Annotated in this window: 18 protein-coding genes; 5 read left to right on the forward strand and 13 right to left on the reverse strand. The window is 27.1% G+C overall.

Annotated elements, in window-relative coordinates:
* Positions 1-467 precede the first annotated feature (467 nt).
* Positions 468-1,394 (forward strand): glycosyltransferase, encoded by a 927-nt coding sequence (locus F811_RS15575; protein WP_020004146.1) that lies wholly within the window; start codon positions 468-470, stop codon positions 1,392-1,394.
* A 181-nt stretch (positions 1,395-1,575) separates the two neighbouring features.
* On the opposite strand, the gene F811_RS0104810 is transcribed toward F811_RS15575, so the two are convergent.
* From F811_RS0104810 to F811_RS0104845, 8 genes are all read right to left on the reverse strand, one after another.
* A complete protein-coding gene (locus F811_RS0104810) occupies positions 1,576-1,917 on the reverse strand; it encodes a hypothetical protein (RefSeq protein ID WP_020004147.1) in 342 nt (113 codons plus the stop codon).
* Positions 1,918-2,118: 201 nt separating this feature from the next.
* Positions 2,119-2,973 (reverse strand): aldo/keto reductase, encoded by an 855-nt coding sequence (locus tag F811_RS0104815; RefSeq protein WP_020004148.1) that lies wholly within the window; start codon positions 2,971-2,973, stop codon positions 2,119-2,121.
* Between the two features lie 27 nt (positions 2,974-3,000).
* Positions 3,001-4,035 carry a mechanosensitive ion channel family protein gene (locus F811_RS0104820; RefSeq protein ID WP_020004149.1) on the reverse strand — a complete coding sequence of 345 codons (1,035 nt, stop codon included), beginning with the start codon at positions 4,033-4,035 and terminating at the stop codon, positions 3,001-3,003.
* 135 nt (positions 4,036-4,170) lie between these two features.
* A complete protein-coding gene (mnmA, locus tag F811_RS0104825; protein ID WP_020004150.1) occupies positions 4,171-5,229 on the reverse strand; it encodes a tRNA 2-thiouridine(34) synthase MnmA in 1,059 nt (352 codons plus the stop codon).
* Positions 5,230-5,276: 47 nt separating this feature from the next.
* The gene (locus F811_RS0104830; protein ID WP_020004151.1) at positions 5,277-5,960 is read right to left on the reverse strand and encodes a tetratricopeptide repeat protein; all 684 of its coding nucleotides are present in this window, start codon (positions 5,958-5,960) and stop codon (positions 5,277-5,279) included.
* 20 nt (positions 5,961-5,980) lie between these two features.
* Positions 5,981-7,711 (reverse strand): BatD family protein, encoded by a 1,731-nt coding sequence (locus F811_RS0104835; RefSeq protein WP_020004152.1) that lies wholly within the window; start codon positions 7,709-7,711, stop codon positions 5,981-5,983.
* Entirely contained in the window at positions 7,680-8,531 is an 852-nt protein-coding gene (locus tag F811_RS0104840) for a tetratricopeptide repeat protein (RefSeq protein ID WP_020004153.1), read from the reverse strand. Before F811_RS0104840 ends, F811_RS0104835 begins: the two co-directional genes overlap by 32 nt.
* Positions 8,532-8,580: 49 nt before the next feature.
* On the reverse strand, positions 8,581-9,597 hold the full coding sequence (locus F811_RS0104845) for a vWA domain-containing protein (protein WP_020004154.1): 1,017 nt from the start codon (positions 9,595-9,597) through the stop codon (positions 8,581-8,583).
* 228 nt (positions 9,598-9,825) lie between these two features.
* On the opposite strand from F811_RS0104845, the gene F811_RS0104850 reads away from it, so the two are divergent.
* From F811_RS0104850 to F811_RS0104860, 3 genes are all read left to right on the forward strand, one after another.
* A complete protein-coding gene (locus F811_RS0104850; protein ID WP_020004155.1) occupies positions 9,826-10,641 on the forward strand; it encodes an ATP-binding protein in 816 nt (271 codons plus the stop codon).
* A 179-nt stretch (positions 10,642-10,820) separates the two neighbouring features.
* Complete coding sequence (locus F811_RS0104855; RefSeq protein ID WP_020004156.1) at positions 10,821-12,053, forward strand: hypothetical protein; 1,233 nt, start codon at positions 10,821-10,823, stop codon at positions 12,051-12,053.
* Positions 12,054-12,065: 12 nt separating this feature from the next.
* Positions 12,066-12,608, forward strand: coding sequence for an epoxyqueuosine reductase QueH (locus tag F811_RS0104860; RefSeq protein WP_026364349.1), 543 nt, complete (start codon positions 12,066-12,068; stop codon positions 12,606-12,608).
* A 227-nt stretch (positions 12,609-12,835) separates the two neighbouring features.
* Here F811_RS0104860 and F811_RS0104865 read toward each other — a convergent pair whose 3' ends face one another.
* On the reverse strand, positions 12,836-13,093 hold the full coding sequence (locus F811_RS0104865; RefSeq protein WP_020004158.1) for a hypothetical protein: 258 nt from the start codon (positions 13,091-13,093) through the stop codon (positions 12,836-12,838).
* A gap of 266 nt (positions 13,094-13,359) precedes the next feature.
* Between F811_RS0104865 and F811_RS0104870 the strand changes: the two genes are divergently transcribed.
* Positions 13,360-14,418, forward strand: a complete 1,059-nt coding sequence (locus F811_RS0104870) for a thiamine biosynthesis protein (protein WP_020004159.1) — start codon at positions 13,360-13,362, stop codon at positions 14,416-14,418.
* Between the two features lie 64 nt (positions 14,419-14,482).
* Here F811_RS0104870 and F811_RS0104875 read toward each other — a convergent pair whose 3' ends face one another.
* Genes F811_RS0104875 through ftsZ form a run of 4 tightly spaced genes read right to left on the reverse strand, consistent with a single transcriptional unit; the run spans position 14,483 to position 19,836 of the window.
* Positions 14,483-15,295 carry an SPOR domain-containing protein gene (locus F811_RS0104875; protein WP_020004160.1) on the reverse strand — a complete coding sequence of 271 codons (813 nt, stop codon included), beginning with the start codon at positions 15,293-15,295 and terminating at the stop codon, positions 14,483-14,485.
* Positions 15,252-15,872, reverse strand: coding sequence for a dephospho-CoA kinase (gene coaE, locus F811_RS0104880; protein WP_020004161.1), 621 nt, complete (start codon positions 15,870-15,872; stop codon positions 15,252-15,254). The genes F811_RS0104875 and coaE overlap by 44 nt, the downstream gene beginning before the upstream one ends.
* A gap of 1 nt (position 15,873) precedes the next feature.
* Positions 15,874-17,796, reverse strand: coding sequence for a CDC27 family protein (locus tag F811_RS0104885; protein WP_026364351.1), 1,923 nt, complete (start codon positions 17,794-17,796; stop codon positions 15,874-15,876).
* 33 nt (positions 17,797-17,829) lie between these two features.
* Positions 17,830-19,836 carry a cell division protein FtsZ gene (gene ftsZ / locus F811_RS0104890; protein ID WP_020004163.1) on the reverse strand — a complete coding sequence of 669 codons (2,007 nt, stop codon included), beginning with the start codon at positions 19,834-19,836 and terminating at the stop codon, positions 17,830-17,832.
* Positions 19,837-20,124: the final 288 nt, after the last annotated feature.

A 20,124-nucleotide genomic window follows, 5' to 3' on the forward strand; every position in this document is an offset into this window, starting at 1 on the left:
TAAATATTTTTCAGAATTATAAACTGGTATTATTACACTTACTTTAATCATATTTTCACCAGTTTATTAATTAAAATAATATTTAAAGTAAAATATGATGAGCCTATTATGATTAATAGGTATATGTGTAAAATATTGTTTAAGATTATTGCTTGCTTGCTTGCTTGCTTGCTTGCTTGCTTGCTTGCTTGCTTGCTTGCTTGCTTGCTTGCTTGCTTGCTTGCTTGCTTGCTTGCTTGCTTGCTTTTCAAGGATAAAAAGCCATTAACATTATTGCATAAGGTACTATACATATCAAAAATAATACTATACATTAATAAAAAATACAACTACATTATATATAATAAACATTTTTATCAAACTTTTATAAATTTAAAAATTTTAATACATTTTAACTGCAGTAATATATTGTATTTTTTTATAAATATGTTAAATATAATAAAAAAAATATATAAAAGGCTTCATCTATGGAAAAGAAAAAATTTGCTGTTGTTTTATGCTCAACTTCAAATCAAATATTTGCTGTAGGTAATGTATTAATAGGATTAAAACAACATTTTTCATTGCCTGAAAAAGATTATGATGTAATTCTTTATATTAGCGGAAATATAAATAAAAATGATGAAAATGCCTTAAAACAAATATATGAGAATGTTATCATAAATCATTATAAATCTCCAATAGAAAAAAGAATGAAAAATTCAAATTGTGCTTTAATGTGGAGTTTAATGACATTTGCAAGATATGAGGCTTTTGAATTATTAGATAATTATAAAAAAGTATTATACTTAGATACTGATGTTTTAATACAAAAAGATATAATAGATTTATTAAACATAAATAAAGATATCTCTGTATCTTATGAAAGTGCAAAGTTAAGAGGAAATATTGAAAATAAATTACTAACAGAAAATTTTCATGAAACTAAATATAACTTAGATAAAAAAGTTTTTAATGCAGGAGTATTCCTAATAAATGATTCTATAAAAAATGCAGGAGAAATAAAGTCATGGTGCTACAATATGTCAGCAAAATGGATTATGACAGATCAGCCAGTATTAAATCTAGCAGTTCAGGAATTTCATTTAGAAGCTAATGATTTTTCTGATAAATATAATAAGTTTTTTAATAATGAAAATATAGATATCACAGAAGCATGTATATTACATACTGCTTGGGATAAAAAATTTTGGAATGGTATTAACAATACCGAATGGAATGAAAATAGTAAAAAATGGGCTGAATTAGGCGGCACGGTTTATGACCCTAAATATGTTGAGAAAAAGATAAAAGAAATTGACAAAGTTGCTTGGTGGATTCCAATCAAAAAATTAAGAGATATTTACAGAGTAAGACAGGCTGAAAAATTTGGCTTCAGATGGCATTTATATTGATTATGGTATTATATTATTTCTTCTTAATATTCTTAGCAAAAATGGATTTAAAATTTTTCTTAATGTATTATTTAAACCTATAAAATACTTAACTTTATCTATACCACTTTTTACACTATTATAAAAATGTTTAAGAAATATGTTTGTTGCTTTTAATTCTTCTTTATTTAAATCTAAAGAATTAAATAATTCTTTTAACTTTTAAAAAAATATCATATTTATTACTACTATTACTATATACCTCAGTAAATGAATAATATAAAATTCCAATATAAACATTAAAAATATTTTTTAAGTATTTTTTAGAATATTTTCTATAATAATTAATTAAATCTTCTACCATTATCAAATCCCAATTGAAATAATCATAAATACCTATATTAACATCTCTATGATATTTAACATAATAATATAAAGCTCTATTGTTATATGATATTTTAGGTTCATATGCCATAGATTTTAAAACAAAATTGAAATCTTCTATTGGATATATTTTAAAAAATTCTATATTATTATTTTTCAAAAAATTATTTTTCCATAATTTACTACATACATTTACCATAATATTTGGTTTTATAATGAAGTGATTTCTGTATTGATATGGCAGATACATTAGGAATATTTAAGATAAAATAAAATATAAATAATGATGAAATTAATGAGCTTATAGAACAATATAAATACATACCTCAATAATTTATCAAAATAAAAAAATACATTTATCTTAGACTATATCCAAAGGCATTTTTCTAGTTGGTTTTGGAAACTCTTTATTTATAAGTGCTATATCTTCATCATCAAGTTTTATTTTTTGAGACTCTATATTTTCTATTATGTGCTTCTTATTAGAGCTTTTAGGAATTGCTATTTTATTATTAAAACTCATAATAAAAGCCAAAGCTATTTGAGAAGGCATAGCATTATGTTTTTTTGCTATGTCTAAAAGAGTTTTATTTTTTAATATATCTTTACCCAAACCTCCAGCCTGTGCCAAAGGACAATAAGCCATCAAAGCAATATTTCTATCATCCATATAAGGAGCTAAAGAATAATCTACACCCCTAGAACCTAAATGATATAATACCTGATTAACTGTGCATTTATCGCCGTCTTTTATAGTTTCAAGCTCTTTCATATCATCAATATCAAAATTAGAAACTCCCCAATCCTTTATAAGCCCTTCTTTTTTTGCTTCTTCCATACATTCTACAGTCTCACTTAATGGTACTCTTCCTCTCCAATGAAGCAGATACATATCAAGATAGTTTAATCCCATACGCTTTAATGAACATTTCAAACTTTTAAATAATTTATCTCTTCCTGCATTATGAGGATACACTTTAGAAACTATAAAAATCTCTTCTCTATTGATATTTGCCATTTTTAAAGCATTTCCTATTATAGATTCCGCTTTCCCTTCTCCGTACATCTCAGCTGTATCGATAAGCCTTACTCCATTTTCTAAAGCAAAAGCTATAGCTTCAGCCTCTTTTTGTGCCTCTTTGTCAATCTCTCCCATACACCAAGTGCCTATTCCAAATTTAGGCATTATATTTGAAGATTTTAAAGTATAATTCATAAATAATCCCTTGATTTTTATAAAATATTATTCTTTGCTTATATATAAAGTTCTTGAAGGGAATGCAAATCCTACACCTAGTTTATTAAACTCATCTATTATTTTATAATTTATATCTTCAACTACCCTCACAAATTCATTATAATCTGCTGTATTTACATAATATATTACTTCAAAATTAAGAGAAGAATCAGCAAACTCTATAAATCTAGCACTTACAAATTCAGTATTATTAGTTTCTATAACTGTCTTTAAAATATCAGGTATTACTTTTAATTTCTCTAAAGGAGTAGAATATTCAACACCTAACATCATATACTGTCTTCTCTTTTCTAATATTCTATAGTTTTGTATTCTAGATGCGAGCAAATTAGTATTTGATATTAAAAGCTGCTCTCCGCTGTTTCTTCTTATGCGTGTAGATTTTATTCCAATATATTCAACTACACCTTTATCAGCATCTATTTGTATATAATCGCCTTTCAAAAACGGCTTATCAAATACTATAACAAAATAATTGAATAAATCGGCTATTATACTTTGTGCTGCAAAAGCAACAGCCACACCGCCTATACCAAGTCCAGCTATAAAAGTATTAACATTAACGCCTAAATTTGAGAGTATTGTTAAAAATCCAACAACCCATATTAAGGCTTTTAATATGGTTATAATACCGTCAGATATTACAACACCTTTTTTATTAGAAAGATAATTATTGCTGAAATTACTTATTATATCGCATATAAACATTACCGCAAATATAATAAAAAATACTACAACTATTTTAGCCCAATAACCGCTTACCTCTTTTGGAAGTACTAAGCCCACTCTTCCGAAAGAAAGAGCGATAATAAATATAAGAGGTCTAAGTCTTTTCTTTATACTTTTTACTAAATTTACTATAAACTCATTTTGTAATTTCGTATTTAATTTTAATAATACTTTAAGAAATAATATTAAGATAATATTCATTGCTATTAAACTAACAGCAAATACTATTATAGATATTAAATACTTTAATAAACTATTATTCCAAATAACTGTCTCTTTTAAATAATCCATACATTCTCCTAAAAGCTAAATATTATAAAACAATTCTATTATAAAATAGTATTTTTTTAAAGATAAAAATTATAATTATTTAGGTATATATCAATAGTAAATTATCAAATAATTATGTTATTAGTGATAATATAATTAATAAACAACTCCTCCGCATAAAGTTACATCTTCATCATAACATACGCATGACTGTCCTTTAGCAACTATTCCAGTAGGTTCAAAAAATTTTATATTAATTACATTTTCTTCTATTGGTATTACCCTTGCCATACTTCCTTTATGGGCACTTCTTGTTTTTACCAAAGCCTCAAACTCTTTATCTCTAGGTTCTGCTATCCAATTAACATCATATATAGTAACTTCAGAAACAAAGGTATGATTTTTATTTCCAACATAAACAGTATTTGTTTTGCTGTCTAATGATACCACAAATAAAGGCTCTTTATATGCTATTCCAAGACCTTTTCTTTGTCCTACTGTATAATGCCATATTCCTTTATGATGTCCTAATATTTCATTAGTATCTATATTGACTATATCACCTTCTATATCTTCATCAAATAACCTGCTATACTCACCTGCAAAAAAATCCTGACTCTCACTTTTTTCTGCCACTTCCAAATTATACTCTCTTGCCATTTTTCTAGTATCTTCTTTTGTATTTTCATGCATAGGAAACATTATTTTTGATAATTGATTTTGAGTAAGTCTGTATAAAAAATATGACTGATCTTTTATTAGATTTTTTCCTCTTAATAATAAATATCTTTTAGTTTTTTCATCATATTTTATTCCAGCATAATGCCCAGTAGCGAATTTATCAAATTCTAGTCCCTGTTTTTCTATAGCCTCAAATAAAGCCATAAACTTAATCTGACTATTACACATAATACAAGGATTAGGAGTAAGTCCTTTTTTGTAAGACTCAGCAACATAATCTATAACTTTTTTTTGAAACATATCGCTCACATCAAAAGCATAATAATCTATACCTATAGCCTGAGCATATTTTCTGCACTCTTCAACCATCTTTGACTGCGAAGGACTGTAGCATGAACCGCTTAAAGGAGCTCTTTTATCTCCATTCCAAAGAAGCATAGTAACTCCGAATACTTCATTTCCTTTTTCTTTTAATATCTTTGCTGTGGTAGTAGAATCCACTCCTGCACTCATACCAACCGCTATTTTCTCCATACTATATTTCCTTTTATTATATTTCTCTTATATATTTCTATATTTCTCTATATTTTCTCAGCAGAGCTTTTATTTATCCAGCCCTTAAAATTACCCTCGGCATAATACCAATTATCATGCTCTTCAATCACCCTTAATTTCTCCCCTTCAGATATTTGAGATACTATATCCGATTTTGTACTGCTTCCGCTGTATAAATTGGCATTATCAATAGTTACAATATAATCAGAATTTGCATAACTGCTTAATATTATTAATGGTACAAAAAATACTATTGAAAGCAATATTAAAAATTTATTGATTTTCTTTTTTTTAATAAATAATACTATAAGCATTGTAAAAAATACTAAAAACAATATTAAGAGTAAATACATAGATACAATAATCACAGAATCATAATCACTGTTTCCATTAATTGAGGTTATCATTGATTTTACTTCTTTATCAAAAGGTGAAATATTAAGTGCTTTTTCATAATAAAGAACAGCATAACCATTACTTCCTATAGCAGCATAAGAAGAAGCCAAATTATAATATAAATCTTTTGAAATAATATTTGACGATGCTATATCCTTATACAAATAATTAGCCTCTAAATATTTACCTTCATTATAAAGTTCATTAGCACTCTCAAATAAATTATTCATTTTTTCCAAATCAGTCTTTGAAGTTATCTGACTATATAAAAAACATGACTGGAATATAAAAAACATTATAATTATTTTTTTCATATTTATTATATTACCTGTATTTATTTTTTTATCTTTAAATCTTTTATATATTTTACTAATTCTAATACTTTAGTATGATAATCTTCATTATCAGATGATTTTCCAGAATAAAGCTCATATCTGCATTTACTTATTATATCTTTTATTTCATCAATTTTTTCTGTTTCAATATAATCATTTAATTTATTATATATATTATTATCATAATCTATATTAAACTTATTTTTTATAGTATTAATTAAACTATTTTCTATAAGCCTACAGTATTCTTTTCTGTTGTTTTCATTGTAGTATTTAATAATATCATCTGTTTCAGAATGCTTATCTTTTTTAATATTAGCAAATAAAAGTTTTAACTTATAAAATTTATTATGATTATAAATTATCACAGATAAAGCTATTAATATTATTATATATAAATACAAAATTTTTATATTAAATATTTTAAATACTTTATCCTCTTTAACCAAAGTATTTTTTATAGGTATAACATTAAGCTCTTCTCCGTCATTATTAACAAATGAGCTAAAATTTTGTTTTGTACCTGATACCATAAGACTAATAGGCTTTGAATATATATTAGTATAAGTTTTATCATTAGGAGAGAAATAACAAAAATTAATATTTGATATTATAGAACTTCCCTCATCTTTAGCAACCAATACATATTCTTTAACTTTTCTTCCCATCATTTTTTTACCGTCAAACCAATTTGTTTCATATACTTTTGGCTGATATACAGAAAAATAGTTAGTTATGTTATCATTAATTTTAGGCATAGTGATTATAGAAGTATTACCCTCACCAGTTACCTCCATTGTTATTAATACCTCTTCTCCAACAGCAACATTAGTTTTATTTACTTTGGTATTAAAATTAAAATCACCTACAGCACCTGAAAAATTATCGAATCCCTTTCTATCAGGAAGCGGAAGCACTTTAATAACAAACTCGTCTTCTCCGTATTCTACCCTTTCATTAAAAACAAATCTGCCCTCTTTTTCAAACACAAAAGGAGTAGTTAATATTTTTTTATCTCCAGTTTTAACAGGATATAAAACTTCCGTTTTCAAGGGTATAGCACTTACTCTTTTGCCGTCTATTATCTCAGTAAAAGAGTTGTACTCAGAAGTTTCAGAATATGAAATAAAATCGTTCCTATCTGGTATTTTCGAAAATCCTAAAACATTTACAGGTACATGAACATATGCTTTCTGGGTTATATATATAGGCTCATACAAATAAACTTCTTTTTTATTTATATTATTATCAACATATATATCATCTCCATAATTCATAAAATCTTCAAATTGATTTCCATTAGGAGTATAATTATCATCTCTGTTTCTAACAGGAGAGTCAACTACTTCTATTTTTACAGGATTTGAAACATAAGTATTATTATTTACTCTTACTCTTATATTATCTATATTATAAACACCTTCTTTATTTGCCACATATGTATAAGTATATGTTTTTATAGTTTTAAATGATCCAGAAGAATACATCATATTAACGCTCTGAGATGTACCTCTTAATGTAAAACCATCTATATCTGGAACCGTAACTCTTCCAGAATTATTGTTAATAGTTACAGATAAACTGAATACTTCTCCGACACCTATTTTTTCATCGGAGAATTTCGCTGTAATACTAGTCTGCGGAAAAAGAGGCAGGCATATAATAAAAAATATCACAAATGTATATCTTAAAATAATATTACCAATCTTTGTCAATTCTTCCTCCGCCATAATACTGATCTCCGTTATCTTTATCTTTTCTAAGCTGTCTTAAAGATTCAAGCAGCCTGTCAATATCGGATTTACTTTCCTCATTATCATTATTGCTGTTGTTATTATTGTTCTCCTGATTATTATTCTGATTGTCTTGATTATTTTGATTATCCTGATTGTTTTGATTATCCTGATTATCCTGATTATTTTGATTATCCTGATTATTTTGATTATTATCCTGATTGTTTTGATTTCCCTGATTATTATTATTTTGATTATTTTCATCATTATCGCCAGAGCTTCCATTATTATCATCACTCTGACCGCTTTGATTTTGTTCATTATTCTGCTGACTGCTAGGACCTGTATTATTTTGATTTTGCTGTTCTTCCAATTTTTTATAAGCATATTCTAAAGCTCTTTTTGCATTATTATCATTGGGAGTATTAACAAGTGATTCTACTAATTCATCTATAGCTCCTTGATAATCTTGTCCTTCTATTTTTGTTATTCCAGAATTATAATAAATGGCACTCTTTATATCTTTACTTGTATTTTCTGTAGCACTTTTTTTAGCCATATCAAATAACTGTAATGCACTGTCCAATTCACCAATAGAAGACATAGTAGTACCCATATTATAAAATATTTCTGGAGAATTAGGTACTTTACTTAAAGCCTTTTCATATAAACTTACAGCACCCTCATAATCTCCTTTTCTCATAAGTCTGTTTGCTCTGTCTACATCAAACTTTGCTGTTAATTCATTTAATGAAAATGAATATGCATAGCTTACAGATATAATAAATATAAAAATTAATAGTGCATGTTTTCTCATTATACAAATCCTAATTAAAAAATATAATAAAAAATATTAACAAAAAATACTACTGATATAACTTTGCTTTTTTATCACTAATTTTTTCAGGTTTTATTCTTATCTGCGTTAATATATTAAGTATGCTTGATATCATTATAAAAATCACAGAAATACCCAAAAATATTTGAAATCTCTCTTTATAGCTTCTATTATTTCTAACAGCAGAAACACTATCCATATTTTTTTTCATGTCATCAAATATGCTTTCTAATGAAACATTTTCTGCTATATAGCTTTTTCCAAGTGTAGAATCTGCTATTAATTTTAATGTATTATCATCTCTTTTTGAAATAACAGATTTTTCTCTTACTCCTAAATCTGTGCTTATAGCAGCACCCTGAGAAGTTCCAACCCCTATAGTATATACACTTATATTCATATCTTTAAGCTCTTTTAATACCTCATCAAAATAACCGCCATGATCCTCTCCGTCAGTTATTAATACTATAGATTTTTTGCTTACAGCATCTACATTAAAAGTGTTTTTGGCAGTAACCAAAGCATCGGCTATTCTGGTACCCTGAAGAGTAACAGATTTCGTACTCAAATTATCAAGTATATAAGAAAAAGTTTCCATATCCTGAGTAAAAGGACAAGCTATAAAACTAGTTCCTGCAAAACCTACTAATGAAACAGCCAAATTGTCAGTATTTTTTACAAATTTTTCTATTTCTAATTTCGCCCTTTCAAGTCTTGAAGGCCATACATCATCAGCATCCATTGACCTAGATAAATCTAATGCTATTGTTATCATGTAATTATCGGTTTTTATTTTCTGCTCTATTATACCCCATTTAGGCTGCATTAATGCAAATATTAGTACAGCAGCCGCTAGCATCATAAATATTATAGAAAATATTCTCAAATTTGATATTCTTTTATAAGCTTTATCATTTTGAAAATTTAAATTTCTTGTAAATAAAGATAATACCTTATGTACTCTCATTCTTGACATAACAAATAATATTATAAGTACTGGTATTAATACATATAAAACTATAAATTTAAAATCACCAAAAAACATTATATTTCCATTTTTTAAATTTGTAATATTATACCTATATTTAGTATAATATCAATAGTATCATTTTGATATAAATAACCATTAATATGTATTTAATGTAATACTAATCATAATTTTATATAGAATTATTAATTCTAAATACTTGTTGCTATAGCAATGGATTTTTTTGTTAGAATATTCTACTATTACTTTATAAATTAATAGTAAAAGGAAGGTCAAGGAAGCTCAATGAAAAGAAGAATTATAAAGATAGACGAAGATAAATGTACAGGCTGCGGTATATGTATTCCAGATTGTCCTGAAGGAGCTTTGCAAGTAATAGACGGTAAAGCAAGACTTATAATCGATTTATTTTGTGATGGATTGGGAGCCTGCATAAAAGCATGTCCTGAAAATGCTATGGAAATAGAAGAAAGAGAAGCTGAAGAGTATAATGAAAGTAAAGTTATGGTAAATATAGTTAAAGGCGGGGTCAATGTTATAAAAGCACATTTAAAACATCTAAAAGACCATGGGGAAAATAAGCTATTTGATGAAGCTATAAAATATTTAAAAGATAATAATTTGGAGGTGCCTAATATGGAAGAAAATAAAGCCTGCGGATGTCCTGGAAGTATGCAGAGGGATTTAAGAAATCAGTTTAGAGGTGAAAATAATAGCAGTAATGTTCAAATGCATTCTGAATTAAGAAATTGGCCTATACAGTTAAAATTAATAAATCCTAATGCTAATTATTTTGATAATGCTGATTTATTAGTAGCGGCTGATTGTGTGCCTTTTTCATATCCTAATTTCCATTCAAGATTTTTAAAAGACAAAACTTTGATAATGTTCTGCCCTAAACTTGATTCAGATATTGACGGATATATAAGCAAACTAGCTAATATATTTACTGAGAAAAATATTAATTCTATAACCATAGTTAGAATGGAAGTTCCTTGCTGCGGCGATGTGGAAACAGTTGTAAGAAAGGCTCTTGAAATCGCTCAAAAAAATATAATCATAAAAGAATATACTATTTCTATAGATGGAAGTATCATTTAATTATTTTTTTCTGTTTTTTAACTATTTTTTATATTTGGGGGGATAATTCCCCTCAATAATAAATATAATTCTATTTTATTCATTATATAAATCATACAGCAATAATAAATTCTTTCTTGAAAAAATATCACTTTATTATAAAATAATAGTAAAATTATAATAACAGAGGTTTATGAAATATGAAAATAAAGTTAATAAATACATATGTGATAATTGCTATATCATTATTTTTTATATCCTGTGCCACAACATCAAACAGTTCATCAAGCGGCGTATATGTAGGAGAAGATACTGGAGAAATAGGAATAGTTAATAACTGGAAAAATCCAGATTTCAAAGGCGGAAAAACAACAAAGATAACTGCTGAAGGATTTGCTTCTGCTGACGGAAGAGGAGAAGCTGATGCCATAGAAAGATCAATAGAAAGTGCTAAAAGAAATGCTGTAGAACAGGCAGTGGGCTCCATAGTACAAGGAAGCACATTAGTAGAAAATAATAAACTTATAAGCTCAAAAATATATGATAATACCACTGGATATATATCAGAGTATAAAGTTATTAATATTGCCAAATCTGGAAGTGTATGGTATTCAAAAATAGAGGCTACTGTTGGTGTAGATATGCTTCAGGACAATTTGCAGGCTATGGGCATACTTATGGACAGAAAAAATATGCCTTTGATAGTTACGCTTGTAGTAGATGAAACTGGAAATTTAAGCGAATCTTTTAATACAGAGCTTGAAAAAAATATGAGCGAAAAAGGATTTAAATTTGTAAGTGCCTCATCTCTAAAAAATGCTATGAGAAAAGAGAATATCAGCTATGAAGATACTTCAAGCTCTTCAGACTCCATAAAAAAAATAGCTAATGCCACAGGTGCCCAAATAGTAATATTGGGAAAAGCTGGTGCCTCTTTCTTTACTTCTATAAAAGGTACTGCTATGAAAAGCTACAGAAGCGATGTTGCAATTACTGCTATTAATATATCCGATTACAGTACAATAGCACGTGCTACCCATCAGGCTGGAGGTGTCGGAGGAAGCGATAAAGATGCTCATTCTATTGCATTAGTTAAATCTGCTGACTATATATCCGATGATTTTGTTAATCAAATAGTACAAAAATGGCAGAGCGAAGTTCAAAATGGAACAGAGTATACTATATACGTTAATGGTCTTGATTTTAATGATTCCATAGGTTTTGAAGAGGCATTAAAGAAAAATATAGGAAACTTAAAAAGTGTTTATAACAGAGGAGTATCTGGTTCTTCATCTAAATATGTAGTTACTTATATAGGAAGCAGCAGAGATTTGGCTGTTGATATCAATTCAAAGGCTGGAAATATGGGATATCAGATTATAATAAGCAGCTTTGATGATAAAACTATTACTTTAAAAGCAAATAAAAGGTAGAATAATTATTTTATGAAAGAAAAATTAGTAGTTCACACTTGCTGCGGAGTTTGTATGTCATATCCGCGTACTATACTTGAAGATTATGACAGTATATTTTATTTTTATAATCCTAATATCTACCCTATAGAAGAATATAAAAGAAGAAGAGATGAGTTTGTCAATTATGCTGATAGTTTGGGGATAAAAACTTATGTTGAAGAAGAATATAATGATGTTTCAAATTGGTATGATGATATAAAAGGATTTGAAAATGAACCTGAAAAAGGAGCAAGATGTAGTATTTGTTTCAAACATAGAATAAAAAGAGCTTTTGAATATGCTAAAAATATCAATGCTAAATATGTTACTACTGTAATGACAGTAAGCCCGCATAAAAACAGTAAAGTTATAGAGATGATAGGCAATTCTTTAGCAGATGAATACAAAGAAATAAAATATCTTCATTTTGACTTTAAGAAAAAAGATGGATTCAAAAAAACAAATATAATAGCGAATAATGCAGGTCTTTACAGACAAAATTACTGCGGATGTGAGTTCAGCATACGCAGTTAAAATATTATACTTAAATACATAATTTTTATAAATCTATTATTTAATATTAATTTCGTATATAGTAAGATATAAATAATAGCTTTAAATCATAATTATAATAATTGGTATTTATTAAGATAATATAGTTTCACATGTTTTGCGTCAGTTCCATACAAATATCTAATTTGAAAAATTAATTTTGACAAAGCATAATTGTTTAGCTATACAATAAAAAAACACTATACTTATTATTTTTTTATATTCTTAATTATATCAATGATACCATTAATACCAATAATATTAATCATTTTTATAATTCTATTTAAATCATTTTTATCAATTTGTTTTATCGAATCTAGGTACTTTTTTTCTTTTATAAGATTATTTATATCAATTATTTTAGATACATCTTTCAATTTAAATAATTTTATAATTTCTATTAATTTATCTTTTCCAATTATATTAACTATATTTATTATTGTATTAATATTACCATTTTTTAACATATATCATTAGTCCAATTTATTTATTCTATATCAATATATTATATCAATAAATATTTTATTATCAATATAATTTAATAAATATTTACACTATTTTTATTTTAGTATTAATATTTTTTATAATAATTCTTTTAATTATTTTACTAATATATAGTTTACAATAATATCTTCAATACAAAAAAATACGGCTTCTCTAAATATATTTTGACAATTTTAATTTTATAGTTATTATTATATATAAATAATAACATATACAAAAGGAAAATATAATGAATAAAAAAGCAAAGGCTATTTTACTATTATCGGGCGGATTAGACAGTATGCTTGTAGGTGCTATATTAAAAAGAGAAAATATTGATGTTCTTGCTTTGAGATTTGTTACTGGACTAGAATATTCTGTTATAAAAGAAGAGCTTTTAAATATATATAATGATGACCCTGCTAAAAAGGCTGCAGATTTTCTCAATATACCAATAAGATTTGTTTCATTAAAAGATGTTTATTTGGATATGTTTTTAAATCCTAAATATGGTTACGGAAGTGCTATTAATCCTTGTTTGGACTGCCATATATTAATGCTAAAAACAGCCAAAAAAATTATGGAAGAAGAAGGATTTGATTTTATAGCAACGGGAGAAGTAAGCGGACAAAGACCTATGAGTCAGAAATCTCAAGACCTTATAAACGCAATAAGAGAAAGCGGACTTGAAGGAAAGTTATTAAGACCATTATCTGCAAAACTTCTGCCTATAACAAAAGCCGAAGAGGAAGGACTTATAAACAGAGAAAATCTATACGATATATATGGAAGATCCAGACATATGCAGATGAAGTTAGCAAAAGAGTTTGGTATAACTGATTATCCTGAACCAGCAGGAGCAGGCTGTTCTATAGTAGATAAGGGATATGCTAGAAGATACAATGATTTAATTTCAAATAATGGAAAGGAAATATTAAATATAGAACTTATGCAGTATCTTGCTATAGGAAGGCATATAAGAATAAATAAAAATCTTAAACTTATACTAGGAAGAAATGAAAAAGAAAATGATGCATTAGAAAAAAGAAAAAGAGAAAACTGCATTGTATTAAAACCCAATTATAATAAAGGACCTTTTGGATATTTGGAAGTTTATGATAATATTGAAAATGTAGATTATGATGATGTATTAAAATCAGCTATGATAATGGGCTATTTCTCAAAAGAGGATAAAGATACTCTTTCTATAAATACCGCATACTATAAAAATGGCAATGAATATAAAAATGAAAACATTGATATAAATAAAGAAGAATCAAAAAATACTATGTTTCAGCAAATAGTATAAAATAGTAATGCCCTTATAATATTTACTTATAAGGGCACCACTATAACTTTTAGGATATTTTTATTTAACTTACTTTCTTATCGGAATAAATATAACTATCTTTATAAGCTGGTATCTTTTTTATTTCAGCCAAAGCCTTTTGAGCTTCTTCGCGTGTATCATATCTTCCAACTTTTAATTTATACATAACCTTACCATCAGACATAGTTTCTTCTTTAATAAAAGCCTTAGGAAATTTAGATTTCAAAGTATCTCTTGCTGAGTAAGTATTATCTTTATCATAACCAACTGCAACTTGTATAAAATATATAGAATCAGCAGATGATGATCTTGTATAAGGCACTCTAGTAGTAGTAGAAGCAGAGCTTGATGTTGTTTTAACAGGAGCTATGCTTGCAATCTGCTGAGGAGGCGTATATGTAGTATTAGGTGCCAAACCTGCTGTTTCTTTTTCTTTAATATCTTCGTTAATAGCATCTAATTCTGAAGCTAAATTCTGAGTATACTCATTATATCTGTCAGCAGAAGTATTGCCCTCTCTTATAATGCTTGAATTATCATATTCGCTTAAAGCAGCAGTATCATTATTAGGAACATCAGCAGTGCTTATTTCTGTAGACATACTCTCAGACTGCTCAGCTCCTCTCATTAATGCTTCAATAGAATCACTTGAACTATTACTTACTTGTACAGGTTTAGATCCGCCCAAATGAAAACCTAATACAAAAATAAATAATATCAAAGCTGCAGCACTAATAGAAAATACCAATAATCTTATAGGTGTAAAATTGACTATATAAAGAGTTTTTCTTCTGCTAAATTGATTAGTATTATTAGTAGAAGAGCCTTTTTCTTCTGTGTTTTGATTTAACTCCATAATGCCTTCCTAATTTTTTTGAGATTATAATTAAATTATTATAATCTTTCATGTTGTTTATTAGAATATCGGCATTGAACTTATTATTTTTAACATCTCTTTGCATTTTTAGACGTTTTCTTGCTTCATGTTCAGAAATATTTCTGCTTTTTTTCATTCGCTTTATGATATCAGAAGTTTTGGAATTAACATATATAAGACTTGTACACATAAAGCGTATTTTGCTTCTCATAATAAGTGCTGCTTCTATAACAACATCTTTATTAGAAGAATCTATCAATTCCTTTACTCTATTTTCTATATAAGGATAATTAATTTCTTCTAATCTTTTTAATTTTTTTAAATTATTAAATACAATAGCACCTAATTTTTTTCTGTCTATATTACCGCTGCCATCTAATATATCTGATGAAAACTCACCTACTATATTATCTTTATTATTTATTAATGCCTCATGACCTATTAAATCAGCATCAATATATAAAGCATTCATCTCTTTGGCAAGCATTTTAGAAAAAGAACTCTTACCCGAGCATATAAGCCCGTATACACCTATAATATTTTTATTATTATCCATTTTACTGCATATTAGTACTTTGAACAGATGTGTTTGTTATATAAGGCATAACTATTTGATTTAAGTTAATTTTATTTAAAAGTCTTCCATCTATAAGTTTAGCCAAAGATACATTTTCATCTGCTGTTATAATTTTTATCATACCTATAGAACTGTTGTATCCTCTAGCTGCTAAATCAGTTCTAGGTTCTGTTGTATTATATACAAGCATATTCATATTATTGCTTATACCCTGCATTTTTCCTGCATTTATATATATATTATCATTATGAATCTTTATTATTTTAGAGTAGAAAGGTATAGAATTATTAATAACTCTTCCAGCCATAACAGCCGCACCCATCATTTTTTCTCTGCCTCTAGTAGTGATAGTAAAATTAGTAATAGACTTTTCACTTTTTACATCAACTAAATCAAGCATAATAGTGAAAGTATCATCATTTTGAAAAGCAGAACCTCTCAAAAAATAATCAACATTTCTTGCATTTAATTCTCTGTATAAGTCTCTAGTTTCATAATAATTGGTATACATATCAATAACATTAAATCTTCCAAACTGAGGAAGTACATAAGATAAAGTTTGATATAATGAAGTATTCAAAAACATAGGGCTGTCTTTCTGAGCAGTAATAGTATCAGCTATAGAAACAGTAAAACCTGACTTTTCTATATTGTACTGCTCTATACCCCAAGATTTTGATACTATATTTTTGTCTAATCTTCTTTTATAACTATCGTATTTATATATTATTGATTTCTCTTCTGGATTTACATTTTTAGCTATTTCCAATTCTTCCAAAGACTTCTCTTCCAAGCCCATTCTTCTGTATACATCAGAAAGCATTAATCTAGCATAAGTATTAGCTGGATTTAATCTTAACATATGTTTTAAATAAGCCTGAGCTCTCACATTATCTGCAAGTCTTGTATAATAAGAAGCCAAATTACCATAATATAATGCGGCCCTGTCTCTTTCATAATCTGGAGTAGGATTGGTATGAAGAAGCACTCTCTCATAAGCAAGTCTTCCAAGCTCATCTTCTGGTTTAGCTTTAAGATAATTTATATATGCACCTTTAGCCCTTATATAATTATCTGCTCCTTCATAAACACTGCCTATATAATAATATTTATAATTATTTCTAAAACTCGTATCAGGCATATATTCTAATATGGCAATAGCTTCATCATATCTATTTAAAGAAATTAATATATTAGCTTTTAATATTTTAGCGTCATTATAATTTGTATAATAAAATAATGCATTATTAATTTCATCTAAAGCGGCATTATATTGTTTATTTAAATAACGGTAATTAGCCAAATGATAATATGATTCTGCCATTCTAGGATTATTAGTCATATTTTCATTAAATAGATTTAAAGCCGTTTCATTGCTTCCTATAGCAAGATATAAATAGGCTAAAGCTGTTGTGGCTTCTGGTCTTACTCTATCTATAACCCTAGCCCTTTCATACATACTCATAGCAGTTTTATAATATCCTGCTCTTTCACTTAATAAACCTTCTGCATAATTTGCAAGATAATTTTTACTGTCTAAATTTTTTATTGTATTAACTGTAGTTCTAGCTTCTGAGTTTCTATTATTTATAAGTTCTATGGTAAGTTTTCTTTCAAAGAGTCTATAATTTTTTGAATGATAACGTTCTGCATCTGCTATTAAAGTTTCTGCCATAGAAAAATTATTAAGTTTTATATAATTATCTATCAAAAGCAAATAAGAATCCAAATCGCTAGGCTTAACATTAAGAGCTTCTAATATATTTATAGAATCTTCATAATTTCTTTCATTGTATAGTTTTAAAGCATTTTCTACAGTATTCTGAGAAAAAGCTGAAAAACTAAATATACAAAAAATAAAAAGATTTATTAATAATCTTTTTTTTATATTATTTTTCTTCATAATAATATTTTTATTCATATCAAAAATAACACCTTATCTCATAGTATTTCTAGCCTGTATTTGGCGTCTTAAGAAAGCAGGTTTTTCCAAATCTGTATCTGTTACTGCTGTCTCTCCAAATATAGCCATTTTTGAACCCAATTTATTATGTTTATCCATATACTCATCTGATACTATGTCAAATGGTCTTTTATAATCAGAATGAGGATTATTGTGTTTCTCCTCGTCCTCAAAACGCATTTCTTCTGCTATTTTTTCGGCTGCCATGCTTTGAATAGCAGATTTTTTAGTTTCATATCTTTGAGTATTATCAGCAGTTGTTCTATTAAACTCCTCTTTTACAACTTCTTCTCTAATATTGTTTTCTTCCTCTTCCATATTATTAAATCTATTTGATTTAGTTATAAGAGGCTTTCTAAGAGTTTTTATCTTATTTTCAAAACTATAATGTTCTGGTTTTTCTTCCTCTACTATTATTTGTTCTTTTATTATTTCTTCCTTTATAGTATCAGCTTTAATTTCTTCTTTCTTAATCTCTTCTTTTATTTCAAGAGTAGTATTATTAGAAGTGTTTAATTCAACTTCTTTTTCTGCCTCTGGTTCTTTAACTATTGTATTAATACTATCTATTTCACTGATATTTTCTGCTCTATTATCTGATAATATTTTACTTTCAGCTACGATTTTTTCATCAACATCTATTTTTTTAGTATTTTCTTTGTTTTCTTCCTGTGATGATTTATTTACTGTATTATCAGCATTTACTATATTATCGGAAGTTTCATTTTCTTCTATTTTATTTTCTTTAATTTCTTTAACTTCTTTTTTAATTTCTGTATCAATTTCTTTTTTATTAGTAACTTCAATATTAGAAGACTTAGAAGATAATGAATTATTATCTTTCATAGAAGAATTATTAACAGAAGAGCTGCCAGATGAATTTAATTTAGATGATGTATTTTTTAATATATTAAATCTGTCATTAGCATTTTCATCATTATCTTTTTCATCAGCATCTTTTTGTGTATTAGCATCAAAACCAGTAGCTACTATAGTAACAATAATTTCATCTTTAAGTTCTTCTTTAGGACAAACACCTATTTTTATATTAGCATTTTCATTAGCATAATTATTAATGATTTTGCTTGCTTCTCTGTATTCTTTCATAGCAAAATCTTTAGGACATACTATATTTGCGAGTATACCTCTTGCATTTTTTATGCTTGAAACATCTAAAAGAGGATTTTCAAATGCATTAGTGATAGCTTTTTGAAGTCTGTCATCACCTTTTCCAACACCTATGCCTAAATGTGCCCTTCCATTAGAAAGAGATATCATAGTTTTTACATCGGCAAAGTCTACATTGATAAATCCAGTCTGAGTAATTATATCAGATATTCCCTGAACTCCCTGACGAAGTATATCATCTACAACTGATAAAGCCTGTTCATAGCTGTAATTGTCCATATCAACCATATCATATAGGTTTTCATTAGGTATTATTATAAGAGAATCCACTACAGTAAGCATTTTATCTATACCAGACTCAGCACGATTCATTTTTAATTTGCCTTCATAATCAAAAGGTTTAGTAACTACACCTATAGTTAAAGCTCCAGCCTTTTTAGCTGCCTCGGCAACAACTGGGCTTGCTCCTGTTCCAGTACCTCCACCGAAACTACTTGCTATAAATACTAAATTAGCACCATTTACTAGTTCTTCTATTTTAGCAATATCTTCTCTTGCAGCTTCAGCACCTTTTTCTGGGTCAGTACCAGCACCTAATCCCTGAGTTATTCTATCACCCAAAACTACTCTAGTAGGAGCATTAGAACGGGAAAGTGCCTGAGCATCTGTATTCATAGCAATAAATTCAACATTTTCTAATCCCTCTTCTATCATTCTGTTTACAGCATTACAGCCGCCGTTTCCGACTCCTATTACTTTTATTACTGTATCCAAAGAAGGACTATTATTAAATGTCATTTTTTCTCTCCCTTTATTGTTATCTGCCAACTCTATACGATAGTTAGGATTCATTGCCTACTCCTAAAAAGTTATAATATATATTTATCAAATTTAGAAAATTGATACTATACTCATATTTTATTTAATAAACATAATTATATTAACATAATTGTCAAATTCTGCAAGTAGCAAAAATAAAAAAATATCTTATTATGTTAATCGGAATATTCTGCTCTTCTATAACAAAAAATTATTATGTTAATTAAAATTTTTAAAATATTTGAGTTATTATAGATTTTAATATATACTAATAGAGAATTAATACTATTTATTTAATACTATCTACAATAAAAGAGAAAT

The organism is Brachyspira innocens ATCC 29796 (genome assembly GCF_000384655.1).
Taxonomy (GTDB): domain Bacteria; phylum Spirochaetota; class Brachyspiria; order Brachyspirales; family Brachyspiraceae; genus Brachyspira; species Brachyspira innocens.